Annotated in this window: 14 protein-coding genes; 1 reads left to right on the plus strand and 13 read right to left on the minus strand. The window is 36.4% G+C overall.

What is annotated here, in order from left to right:
- From BMX60_RS10135 to tsaE, 6 genes are all read right to left on the minus strand, one after another.
- A partial coding sequence (locus BMX60_RS10135; RefSeq protein WP_177159780.1) for a helix-turn-helix domain-containing protein occupies positions 1–230 on the minus strand: 230 nt, incomplete at its 3' end.
- Between the two features lie 209 nt (positions 231–439).
- Complete coding sequence (lgt, locus tag BMX60_RS10140; protein ID WP_091351352.1) at positions 440–1,219, minus strand: prolipoprotein diacylglyceryl transferase; 780 nt, start codon at positions 1,217–1,219, stop codon at positions 440–442.
- 256 nt (positions 1,220–1,475) lie between these two features.
- The gene (gene tsaD, locus BMX60_RS10145) at positions 1,476–2,498 is read right to left on the minus strand and encodes a tRNA (adenosine(37)-N6)-threonylcarbamoyltransferase complex transferase subunit TsaD (RefSeq protein WP_091351353.1); all 1,023 of its coding nucleotides are present in this window, start codon (positions 2,496–2,498) and stop codon (positions 1,476–1,478) included.
- A 16-nt stretch (positions 2,499–2,514) separates the two neighbouring features.
- The gene (gene rimI, locus BMX60_RS10150; RefSeq protein ID WP_091351354.1) at positions 2,515–2,952 is read right to left on the minus strand and encodes a ribosomal protein S18-alanine N-acetyltransferase; all 438 of its coding nucleotides are present in this window, start codon (positions 2,950–2,952) and stop codon (positions 2,515–2,517) included.
- The gene (gene tsaB, locus BMX60_RS10155; protein WP_091351355.1) at positions 2,953–3,654 is read right to left on the minus strand and encodes a tRNA (adenosine(37)-N6)-threonylcarbamoyltransferase complex dimerization subunit type 1 TsaB; all 702 of its coding nucleotides are present in this window, start codon (positions 3,652–3,654) and stop codon (positions 2,953–2,955) included.
- The gene (tsaE, locus tag BMX60_RS10160) at positions 3,654–4,109 is read right to left on the minus strand and encodes a tRNA (adenosine(37)-N6)-threonylcarbamoyltransferase complex ATPase subunit type 1 TsaE (protein ID WP_091351356.1); all 456 of its coding nucleotides are present in this window, start codon (positions 4,107–4,109) and stop codon (positions 3,654–3,656) included. Before tsaE ends, tsaB begins: the two co-directional genes overlap by 1 nt.
- Positions 4,110–4,246: 137 nt before the next feature.
- Between tsaE and BMX60_RS10165 the strand changes: the two genes are divergently transcribed.
- On the plus strand, positions 4,247–4,666 hold the full coding sequence (locus tag BMX60_RS10165) for a hypothetical protein (RefSeq protein ID WP_091351357.1): 420 nt from the start codon (positions 4,247–4,249) through the stop codon (positions 4,664–4,666).
- Here BMX60_RS10165 and BMX60_RS10170 read toward each other — a convergent pair.
- From BMX60_RS10170 to BMX60_RS10200, 7 genes are read right to left on the minus strand one after another with little or no spacing between them, the layout of a single operon-like run.
- Positions 4,653–5,768 carry a hypothetical protein gene (locus BMX60_RS10170; protein WP_091351358.1) on the minus strand — a complete coding sequence of 372 codons (1,116 nt, stop codon included), beginning with the start codon at positions 5,766–5,768 and terminating at the stop codon, positions 4,653–4,655. The genes BMX60_RS10165 and BMX60_RS10170 overlap by 14 nt on opposite strands.
- A 19-nt stretch (positions 5,769–5,787) precedes the next feature.
- Positions 5,788–7,572, minus strand: coding sequence for a glutamate mutase L (locus BMX60_RS10175; RefSeq protein WP_091351359.1), 1,785 nt, complete (start codon positions 7,570–7,572; stop codon positions 5,788–5,790).
- A gap of 58 nt (positions 7,573–7,630) precedes the next feature.
- Positions 7,631–8,260, minus strand: coding sequence for a hypothetical protein (locus BMX60_RS10180; RefSeq protein ID WP_091351360.1), 630 nt, complete (start codon positions 8,258–8,260; stop codon positions 7,631–7,633).
- A gap of 27 nt (positions 8,261–8,287) precedes the next feature.
- Positions 8,288–9,106, minus strand: a complete 819-nt coding sequence (locus tag BMX60_RS10185) for a hypothetical protein (RefSeq protein ID WP_091351361.1) — start codon at positions 9,104–9,106, stop codon at positions 8,288–8,290.
- A 20-nt stretch (positions 9,107–9,126) separates the two neighbouring features.
- Positions 9,127–9,744 (minus strand): hypothetical protein, encoded by a 618-nt coding sequence (locus BMX60_RS10190; RefSeq protein ID WP_091351362.1) that lies wholly within the window; start codon positions 9,742–9,744, stop codon positions 9,127–9,129.
- Between the two features lie 31 nt (positions 9,745–9,775).
- Positions 9,776–10,570 (minus strand): DUF6754 domain-containing protein, encoded by a 795-nt coding sequence (locus tag BMX60_RS10195; RefSeq protein ID WP_091351363.1) that lies wholly within the window; start codon positions 10,568–10,570, stop codon positions 9,776–9,778.
- A gap of 23 nt (positions 10,571–10,593) precedes the next feature.
- Entirely contained in the window at positions 10,594–10,866 is a 273-nt protein-coding gene (locus tag BMX60_RS10200; protein ID WP_091351364.1) for a hypothetical protein, read from the minus strand.
- Positions 10,867–11,315: the final 449 nt, after the last annotated feature.

Below are 11,315 nucleotides of genomic sequence, written 5' to 3' on the forward strand. Positions count from 1 at the left end.
GTTATATTGTTTGAATAGTCTTTAAGCCAAGCATATTTTTCTTGTTTCTTTAACTCTGTTAATCTTTTTCTAAGTTCTCTATCATTTAAAAACTTACCACCGTTATTATAATTCTCTTGTTCTGTAGCTAAAGCCCAATTATATGCCCATCTTGCAACCCCTGCACATTCCTTTAGTTTAGTTTTTTGTTTATTGTTAGGTAAAATCATAACTTTATAGGTTTTAATCATTAGATTTATCACCCCCTAACAATTTCCTCATTTATAAAATTGTTATAGATATTTAGATTATTTTATAAATATAGTTTAACTGTTAAAAGCCTTCTTTCCCCTATTATCTAACTTATTATATTTTATGTTTTATGCCTAAATTTGTTGAATCTTAGCGGTAGTAATATTATAGGTGAAAATTGTTAAAATATCCAGCTATAACCTAGATTTTAAGCTGATTTTACATCTTTCTCATCATCTTTTTGAATATAGGCATTTTTCCTTTTCAAGTAAGGGTACAAGGAAAGGGATATAATTATGGTCACTATCCCTGTAGCTTGGGCTACCGTTAGTAAATTAAATACTTTCGGATTTTCCCTGAAAAACTCAATAAAAAATCTACCTACACTGTAAAAAATCAAATAGTAAAGAAAACTTTCCCCTGCAAATCGCCGCCTTTTCCTATACCATAGAGCAAAGAAAAATAATCCTAAGCCCAAAATAGCTGAATATAACATAGTAGGATGATATTTCTGCCCATCTAAATAGGGAAAAGGAATTCCTAAAAAACTTTCAGTAGGAATACCATAGCAACAGCCATTTAAAAAACAACCTATGCGGCCAAAAAAATACCCCAAAGGAACAAATAACCCTGCTAAGTCAGCAATTTCCCAGATTCTCCACTTTCTATAATATATTAAACCAATTACTGCTAAAGCCCCTCCTATTAAACCACCAAAAAATACTAATCCCCCTTCTCTGATGTTAAATATTTGCCAGGGATTTTGTAAGTAATATTCAAAGTTATAGGCTAAAATATAGTAAATCCTTGAACCAACTACTCCTCCAACCACTGCCACAACAACTAAGTCGATAATATTATCTGAAGTTAACCCTATATCCTTTGCAACTTTCCCTGCTAAATATATTATTAACAATACCCCTAAAGCAATCATTGCACCATAACTATAAATGGTTATATTTCCTATTTCTAGCAGGACCCTATACATAAATTACCCCTCCTAAAATTTATATTTTTCAAAATAAATAGTATTTTTTCCTAGATGGGAACAAACCTTCGGTTATCCACATTACCCACAGGATTATCCACACTGCCACTGTCTAAAATACAAGGTTTTTGTCGTTTTTATCCACATTATCCACAACTGTTGTGGAAATAGGGTTAAATTTTTATCCACATTTGAAATTTGTGGAAGTTTAAGACCTTTTATACTTATCCACATTATCCACAGAAATAGTTAATATTTATTGTGAATAACTATTCAGTGGCATAGAGGCATAAGCATTTAGGTCTAAGTCCCCAATTCTTCCAGCTTTATATAGGTAATAAGCAGCACAACCTATCATCGCTGCATTATCGGTACATAGGGAATGGGAAGGTATTGATAAATTAAAGCCTTCCTTTGAACAAGCATCCTCAAAAGCCTTCCTTAAACCACTATTAGCCGATACCCCGCCGGCTACTATTATTTCTTTAACCCCTTTTTCTTTAGCACATTCTATTGTTTTATCTACAAGGACATCAACTACAGATTTTTGAAAAGATGCACATACATCTTCAATCTTTATAGTCTCTCCCCTTTGCTTAGAATTATGCAAGTAGTTTAATACCGCTGATTTTAACCCACTAAAACTAAAATCAAAACTGTTTTTTTCTAGATAGGCTTTAGGAAAACTTATGCTTAAGGGATTTCCTTTAGCCGCTAATTTATCTACTAAAGGTCCTCCAGGATAACCTAGTCCTAAAGCTCTAGCTATTTTATCAAAGGCTTCTCCCGCTGCATCATCTCTGGTTTGCCCCATTATCTTAAAATCTAAATGCTTTTCCATATAAATTAAGTCAGTATGTCCGCCAGAAACAATTAAGGCAACCAAGGGAAACTTAACTTCATTTTCTAAAAAGTTGGCATAAATATGCCCTGCTAAATGATTAACGGGAATTAGTGGCTTATTTATACTATAAGCTAAAGATTTAGCTAAAGATAACCCTACCAATAAAGCTCCAATTAAACCTGGGCCATTGGTGACAGCTACTGCAGTAATATCATCTAGTGTACACCCAGCCTCTTTCAATCCTTCATCTATTAAAGGTAATAAGCCTTCTAAATGATGCCTTGAAGCAACTTCTGGCACTACTCCACCAAAAACCTTATGGATATCTATTTGAGATAATACTTTATTGGCCAGTATTTTTTTACCATCTTCAACTATAGCAACTGCCGTTTCATCACAGGAAGTTTCTATCGCTAATATTTTACACTTTTCCAAAGCTCTAACCTCCAAATTATATTTTTAACCACATTATTACTGCATCTTCGTTATTATCGGTGTAATAGCCTTTCCTAATACCATATTCTATGAATCCAAGGTTTTTATAAAGGTTTTGGGCAGAAATGTTTGAGACCCTAACTTCCAAAGTTATGCCACTAACCCCTTTGAGTTTTACAGTATCTTTTAAAATTTTTATTAAACTTTTCCCTATTCCTTGTCTTCTATACAAGGGATGTACTGCCACATTGGTAATATGACATTCATCTATTATTATCCAGCTTCCTATGTAGCCTACAACTTTTCCATTATCTAATGCTACTAAATAAAAGGCAAAATGATTTTTCAGTTCTTGATAAAAGGCCTCTTTTGACCAAGGAGTAGTGAAGGATAATTTCTCGATCTCTAAAATGCCCGGTATATGACTTTCTTCCATAGGAACTACTAAGTACATTTAGTTACACCCCTTTAATAAGTTCCGCTCTGCTTCTGATAATCTTATATATTCTGGTTTTAAGTTATCCGGGGTGTTTCCACCTTCCCTTTTAAATTTCTCTATGGCTAATATCCCCACAGTTTTTCCTTGGGGAATAGAGTTATATTCAGGGACAAATATAGCTTGATTCTTTAGTACTTCCTCTATTTTTTCTTTGAAAACTGGTACACCATCTCCAGTAAAAACATAAGGCTGGGGTAAGGTTACTAGTTTTTCTAAGAGCTCTTCTAATTTAAGGACACTGTCCTCTAATAACCTCTGGTATTTATTTTTTTCTCCTTTAAAAATAGCGGTATAAACCCCATTTCTCCTGGCATTTAAAATAGGTACAACTAAGCCGTTCGTGATATTTGTCGTATAGGCTAAAGCTTCGAGGGTTGATATACCAACTACCGGTATTTTTTTACCGTAGGCTAGTCCTTGGGCAGTGGCAATACCAATTCTAAGGCCAGTAAAAGAACCGGGGCCTACTGCCACCCCTATTAGATCTATTTGATCTAAAGTTACATCGGTAACTTTTAACAACATGTCCACAGCCGGGAGTAATTTTTGAGAGTGGGTAACTTGGGTATTTAAAACCACCTCTCCTAAGACTTCTCTATCCTTAACCAGGGCTACAGAACAAGTTCTAGTAGATGTTTCTAAACTTAATGCTAACATTATAAACTCAGCTCCTTATATAAACCTTGACCTTTGGGGGTATCTTCAATATGGATTATTCTAGTATTTTCTCCCGTTTTTAGCAGGGAGATTTTTATGTAATCAAAGCCATCTTCTGCTAACATTTTCTCCACCATGGAACCCCATTCCATGACCAAGACCCCTTGATAAAGAAAATCTTCAAAACCTAAATCATAAAGTTCCTCCGGATCCTTTAAACGATATAAATCAAAGTGATAAAGGGGAATTTTTCCCCTGTATTCCATGACATAAGTAAAGGTAGGGCTTTTTACATAATCATTTATACCCATACCCTGTGCTATCCCTTGGGTAAAGGTGGTTTTCCCAGCCCCTAAATCTCCTTCTAAAATTAAAATATCTCCACTTTTTAATAAAGCTCCTATTTTTTTACCTAGTTCCATCGTTTCTGCTTTGCTATTAGTCTTGAATTCCATAGTACATTCCTCACTTTATCCATTTAAATTCTACCTAAATTATATATTTTACAAGAAAATATTTCAAATGTTAATTCATCATCTAAAACTTTAGCATATGATGAATAAAGATAATTCCTTCAAGGAGGGTGAAAATTATGTTTAGACAGTTAAAAAGAACTAGGGACTGGTTTTATAAGGTTTTTAATTACCCTAAAGTTGAGTATATTCCCATCTCTTTTCAAAAAATCCACGAAATCCCTATAAATAATACCTCGACTAATAACTTCAGCAGGATTAACGTTTATAAGAGTTTAAATGAAATCCCATTTAACATTCCACCTACAACTACATTTAAACCAGGCCTTTTTTTAACCCTTAGTCATAATCAAGTTGTTAAAATTAAATTTAGGGGTAGGGTTTGCACTGTAGTTGCAGACCCTAACCCCCAAAAACTTGAAATTTTATGGATAAATTCCCGTTACTTTCCCCCAAATACCACTATCCATTTTACAGTAGTTTCTAAAACAGGGGTACGGATAACATGGACTAATTTCCACTATTTTAACCCTCTATAATCTCCACATTTGCTCTGGGTACTGTAACTTTACCTCCCGAATCTAAGCTAACCTCTAATACCCTGACCTTTGCCTCTGTATCTATAGTGGTAAGCTGAATGGGAAGTCCCGTTACAGTACCTAGTTTTCCAAAATAAGGAGTGCGGATGATTCTAACCCTTGTTCCGATGGTCAAACCTTTAGCTTCTTCCCTTTCCTTCATTTCTCCAAATTCTTTCGGTACAATTACTTCTGGTCTTAGTACACCGGCCCTAATTTGAGTGGCACCATTTATAGAAGCCATTTTACCTTCTAAACTTGCTAAAAGGTTAAAGGTTTTATCAGCCATAGGTATTTTACCAAAACCTTCGGTAATAATTAGGGTAATGTTTATATCTTCATGGCCAGTTATAGCCACCCCAATTTCATAACCTAAGAATCGGTGTAAATCACTATCTAATATTCCCCCTGATATAACCCCAATTACTCCTAAACTTTCCGCTTTTTTAAGGGCTGCTCCTGTTACCAAAGCTCCTCCAACTAAAATTTTACCTTTATCCCCTTCTCCTATCATCTTATCTGTTAAGATATCTGTAGGTTTACTAACAGCCATTTTTAATTGACCGTAGTTCTCTCCACCTACTCCAAATATACCTTGGACAAAGGCAGCTGGAGTTTCGACGATTACTCCTTCATCGGATAATATATCTACTACTGTACCTTGAATATATCCTGTAACTTCAACAGGTATAGCAGGTTCTCTGATTGTCACTTGACCTGTTACATCTGAGATATGTTCTACAACTCCTTCTACCGGTGATCGGCATTCCCCTTTGAATAAGCCAAACAATGCCCGATATTTAGCTATTAAACTGTTGACCTTTACATGATCACCTACTTTAACAACCATTGTTTCTGGTAAATCTTCCGGTTCAATATTGAGGAGATTAGCCACGTTAATAACATGGGGGCGACCTGGAACATTGGTTTTCGCTACTATTGTATTAGGAGTCACCCTTTCCCCTTTTTTAACTAAAACTTCCCCTTTTAAAGGTAGTCTCCTGACCTTTTGTACCTTTGTCATTTCTGTTACCATTAAACCTGGGGTATAGGCATCACTCATTTTTAAGACCTCCCCTCTTTTAGCCCACACTTATCATGGGATATAAATTAACCTGTTTAAACCAAGTCAGTAATTGTTTAGCCCTTTGTTTAGGATCAGAAGCAATAGTTAATGGCCTTCCTCTACAATCTAAGAAAATTCCACATACCCCACCCTTTAATTCCCTTTTAAGGGTCTTACCTTTACCATTACCTACATCTATACCTGCTGCTGGATGGATTTCTACCTCTAGTTTATCTTTACAAGGAATTAGTTTTATACTACCACCTTCCACTACTTCCTCCACTAACTTACCATTGATACTATATCTAATTTTTAAGGCTGGAGAACCTATTTTAATATTTCCTGTTGCCCCTACACAAGTACCAAGATGGATTAGGCAATCCCTTTCAAAAACTTCAGTGGCAGCTTTAGGATGAACCGTTGATAATACCCCTAGTTGAGGCATCATAAAAATACTGTCTACAGCTAATCGGGTTATCCCTTCAGGTCCAAATGCATCCATCATCATTAAAGCACTTTGAACTCTCCGGGGTGCATGGGAGAGGGCCCCACCACTACCAATTAGCATATCTAATTCGTTCATTTTAATAATGGTTTCTTCCCCTGTAGTTTGTTGGAAGGCATCCCCTATACTTCGTTGTCTTTGGACACCCCTCAAACCTACTGCTAAGGTTTTATGATGTTCAAAGGCCAATCTTAATGCTTCCCTTGCTATCCCTTGTTCCACAATTAAATCTTCTAAAGTATGGGGAATGGTAGTAGGTCTAATCATTTTATTTCGGATTCGGTTTTTTATTTCATAAGGGTCAATATCAAAGGGTATCCATCTCATAATATTTTCTATCCCTGTTTCCACCAAAACGTTGCAAATACTATAGCTCATTCCTAAGTTAGCACTAACAGTTCTGTTGAAGGTTTTATCGAACATGGAAAATACGTCGGTAGTTGCACCCCCAATATCAACTCCAATGACGTTGATATCATTTTCTTCTGCTACTGTTTGAATTATTTTACCTACCGCCCCCGGTGTTGGCATTATTGGTGCATGGGTCCATCCCTTTAATTTTTTATAGCCTGGGGCTTGGGCCATTACATGTTCCATAAATAAGTTATGTATCTCTTCCCTAGCAGGGCCTAAAACTTCTTTTTCTAATACTGGTCTGATATTAGGAACAAATCTCAAGTCTACTTTCTCATTTAGTAGCCCTTTAACTTCTTCCCTAGCATCTTTATTTCCACAGTAAATAATAGGTAAATTGTAACCACTTCCCAATCTAGGCTTAGGATCCGCAGCCGCTAAAATTTCTGCTATTTCCACAACATGGGATTTTGTCCCTCCATCTATCCCACCAGCTACTAAAACCATATCTGGCCTAAGTTGACGGATCCGTTCAATTTTTTGATATACTAGCCTGCCATCATCTACTGCGATTGTATCCATAACAATAGCTCCTGCTCCTAAAGCAGCCCTTTGGGCACTTTCAGCTGTCATTTTTTTTACGACACCAGCTACCATCATTTGCAATCCTCCACCGGCACTACTGGTGGCTAAAAATAAATCTACCCCTTTATCCCCTTGAGAAGGTGTGATTATCCCAATTTCATCCATTATAACTTTTCCTGCCAGTTCTTCAACTTCCCTAACAGCATTTCTAACACCCTTTGTTACATCTTCAAAGGGTTTTTCCACCGTTGTTGGGGCTTCTCCCCTCACCTTTAACCTATAAGTATCACCTTCTAATTCAATCAATATTGCCTTTGTAGTGGTACTTCCACAATCCACTGCTAGGATAGATTTCATAAATTCACCCCCTGAAAAAGAAAATTTGCTGGCCCGCCAAAGCGGGCCAATATTTATATTATAGGATTTGTAACCACTCACCTAATAGGAAGTAAATTCTTCCGATCAAGAGTGAAATCCTTGCCATTACTGTATTACCAAAGGCAGCTCCAAAGGCTATCATCATTGTCCATTTACCTATTACAGAACCGTATTTTAATACCCCTTTTTGCTCAGCTGAGAAGAAGAAATACATCAAGGTTCCGATAACTCCAAGGACTAATAGTAAACTGTCAATAGCAAATAGTCTGATCTCTCCCCAAAGAGGAGTTTTCATTGTTGCAATAATTTGGTTCATAAAAGATGCTCCTATTACCCCTCTGATTGCCAGAGCACTACCAATACCGATAATAAACCCTAATGGAATTCTACTTACCCATTTAATATTATCGATAAAGCGGGTGTAGAGGAGTACTCCTAAAATCATTGGAATAATTAACATAAGTTTTCTACTATCACCATCAGCTGGATTGAAGGCAGGGTTCCAAGCATTAGTTCTGATTGTGTCAAATCCCCAGAACAAACCGATACCAGCAGCTGTACCTACAAATATATGTTCAACTGTACGATATACAGGATTTTCTTTATATAAAAAGCTTAGTATTGCCAAAGTACCTAAAGCCGCTATCCAAATTCCTAAAGTTTCCATGGATTCACCTCCTTTTAATTTAACTTGTTATTTCTTTTTCTTCTTAGTTGCTACATAGGCGATATTACCAATTAGTATAAAGGCGATTATAGTAAAGTGGGCAACTGATTGGGCATCCATACCACCTAAACCTAAACCTGGTCTGTTAATAAGAGTTTCGTATTGGGCAGCACCTGCTAAACCACTTAGCATTGATTTTAAGTCTCCAGATTGAAGGTATGGTGTCATTCCAGGAGCAGATACGGCAGTAACTCCCGTCATGATAGGAACATTAAATCGTGCCCCAATTTGTTCAATATAAGTTCTAGTACCAGGATCACCGGCTGACAAGCTGATGATTAAATCAATATCTTCAATTGTTTTAACATTTTGCATTAAAGGAATTGAACTTACCCTAGTTCTAGTAACATCCTCTGGGAATGTTTGATGAATATCCCTAGCTAATGCATTTAACATTACCCCTCCACCGGGTTTAAATCCTAAGTTTACATAGTCTTTTCCGTATTCTTTGTCACTGGCAACGGCATTAAATGTTCTGTCAGCAAAGGTTGGTCCAGCATACCATGTTGCCACTGCAATAATTTTATGACCTTTATTTAATGCATGCCTTGTAATAGCCTGGGCCTGTGGATATAGCTCAGGGGCAGAGGCTGCATCAAAGTCATAGGATATTAGAATTACTGATCCTTTAGGTAACTTTTCTATAATATCGTAAAAGTCTTGGGTAGCTTGACTTATTTTAACTTCAATACCTAATGGGAACAGTAAAGGTATAATAATGGCAGCTAATAAAACTGCATAAATAATCTTTCTATCAATTCGTTGCAGTTTTTCTAACCATTTCATCTCTTTTCACCTCCTCTATTTTATTGGCCTCCAAAGTATGACCTATCGATACCAAAGATAATCCGTAATGATGTTACAATAGCACCTAAAGAAGCACCGATCATAATACCCCTCATGCCTGCGGTATTAAATACTCCCATTATCCAACCAGAGTATTTAGAAAATCCTCCCCAAATTGCTTGACCTAAAGTTGTATTACCGATCATTACTATTGTTGCTGCTATCAATAAAACTGTAGCTTCTGGTGTTCTGATTCTGAAGGCCCTGTAAGAAGCTGAAGCAAGATAAAAGGCTAGTAATGCAAACATGGTTCCATTTATAGGAACAAATAAATTGTCAAAGAAGAATTCGTAAACTGAACTTTGTTGACCCCAACCTATACCGCTTACCCCTACTATTAACATACAAGCTAGTAATAAAACACTATTATACCAACCGTCCGCTTTTTTAATAATTTTTTGTAAGTGGATTCTAATTAAGTTGGCAGCTCCTAATCCTAGAGCAAATGCAGCGATTACCACAGCCCAAGTTTCAAACTCACCAACTACTCCAGAGATTACTGGAATTTTAATAAAGTAATCAATTAAGAATAATATCCCAGCTAAAAAGGTAACTACTATAGGAACCTCACGACGCAAATTCTTCACCTCCCTTTAAATTAATTCCCGATTACATAGAATATTTACTGATAAAGTCAGTAATTACAGTCCAGTCGAAAGTGGTGGTAATAGTACCAATAACTATTAAAATAATAGCTATTAGTTTACCGATGTCTTGAACAGCTATACTACCTAGTTGTAATGGATCTTGAGATAGATAAGCACCTGCTGCGAACAACTCTTCACCTATTAAGGTATAGTCACAGGCAGCGATAAAGAATGGTAATTGGTGGGTATTGGCTGTACCGGCAATTTGGATGGCTCCAGCGGCAAATCCACCTTCTGCAAAGATTAGAGATTCAGCCCAGAAAGCTCCCATCATGATGTTAGTGGCCACTTTTTCCCTGTTCATGATACCTAAACAACCAGCTGCATAAGCAAATTGCTCATCAGACAAGAATCTAATGTTATTGGGATTGTAAGCATCAGGTTTACCTTCTGCCAAGTAACTTTGTTTTACGATTTCTTCAGAAATAGGTAAAATTTCTGGAATCCTAATTGTTACTATCAATGGTGTATCATATTTGGCAGTTAATCTAGAAACATAACCTAATACTGATAATCCCGCTAGGGTTTGAGCAGCAGTTTGTTCTCCTAAACTGGAAATACCAGGGGAGAAGTGAACTGGTCTACCCATTTCAGTGGCTCTACCTACTGCCTCATCAACGGCTTCAAGACCATTGATTTTCCTTACAAAGGGCTTCTTACCTCCTTTTGCAGATTTAATGATTAGGATCATAGCTACTGACATAATGATAGTAAAGATAAAGAGAATTAAACGGTTCATAACTAAGAAGTCAGACATTAAATTTCACCTCCTCAAAGGATTTATTTATATTCTTCAATTCGGGCAATGAGTCTTTCAACCTCACGCCGATCTTGAAGAAGATTGGCTAAGTCTTCCATTCTTTTTTCACCTAGTATCCAGTCAAGACCTGGGGCTAAAAAGCTGATAAAGGCACTGGCAACTCCAGCTAAAGGCTTATGAATTTCCAAATATAGTACGGCAGGTACTTGTAATTCCTTTTTTGCTATCCAGGCAGCTATTCTTTCTATTAGTTCATCATTTCTGTTGCTACTTTGGGGAGCTCTTATTTCCATAAACTGACCTCCTCAATACTTTTAGTAAAAATATATTAGAAAGATTTTTATTTATTCCATAAAATTAATAAAAAAAATGAACCCAATATGGGTTCAACAGACTGAACACAAACTATAGACAAAGTCATCATCAGCTGTGGTAATTAAACAAAGAAACGATTAAGTCGAGGAGATAGATTTAAGAGCTGATTAGATAAAAGGAAGAAGGGGTGAGGAACAGGACGTTCCGAAAGCTCTATTGAGCCATGGATGGCGAATTAGAGCGGTACCCTTCTTCCTTTTAGATAGAAGCCTTAAATCTCGACGCAAAACTTTGTTAGAATGTTTAATTACCACAGCCTTTAAAAAAATGACTTTATCTACAAACTGATGAACCCTAATAAGGGTTCAAACAGTTCAGGATAACTTTCCTTAAATTTTATTCTGGATTAACTACTCCACTCATTCTG

Origin of the sequence: Anaerobranca gottschalkii DSM 13577 (assembly GCF_900111575.1) — a bacterium.
Taxonomy (GTDB): Bacteria; Bacillota; Proteinivoracia; order Proteinivoracales; family Proteinivoracaceae; genus Anaerobranca; species Anaerobranca gottschalkii.

Bases quoted from the DNA above. Each gene is read 5' to 3' on its own strand.
- lgt (WP_091351352.1), bottom strand. From the start codon at position 1,219: ATGTATAGGGTCCTGCTAGAAATAGGAAATATAACCATTTATAGTTAT.
- rimI (WP_091351354.1), bottom strand. From the start codon at position 2,952: ATGTACTTAGTAGTTCCTATGGAAGAAAGTCATATACCGGGCATTTTA.
- tsaB (WP_091351355.1), bottom strand. From the start codon at position 3,654: ATGTTAGCATTAAGTTTAGAAACATCTACTAGAACTTGTTCTGTAGCC.
- tsaE (WP_091351356.1), bottom strand. From the start codon at position 4,109: ATGGAATTCAAGACTAATAGCAAAGCAGAAACGATGGAACTAGGTAAA.
- BMX60_RS10165 (WP_091351357.1), top strand. From the start codon at position 4,247: ATGTTTAGACAGTTAAAAAGAACTAGGGACTGGTTTTATAAGGTTTTT.
- BMX60_RS10170 (WP_091351358.1), bottom strand. From the start codon at position 5,768: ATGAGTGATGCCTATACCCCAGGTTTAATGGTAACAGAAATGACAAAG.
- BMX60_RS10175 (WP_091351359.1), bottom strand. From the start codon at position 7,572: ATGAAATCTATCCTAGCAGTGGATTGTGGAAGTACCACTACAAAGGCA.
- BMX60_RS10180 (WP_091351360.1), bottom strand. From the start codon at position 8,260: ATGGAAACTTTAGGAATTTGGATAGCGGCTTTAGGTACTTTGGCAATA.
- BMX60_RS10185 (WP_091351361.1), bottom strand. From the start codon at position 9,106: ATGAAATGGTTAGAAAAACTGCAACGAATTGATAGAAAGATTATTTAT.
- BMX60_RS10195 (WP_091351363.1), bottom strand. From the start codon at position 10,570: ATGTCTGACTTCTTAGTTATGAACCGTTTAATTCTCTTTATCTTTACT.
- BMX60_RS10200 (WP_091351364.1), bottom strand. From the start codon at position 10,866: ATGGAAATAAGAGCTCCCCAAAGTAGCAACAGAAATGATGAACTAATA.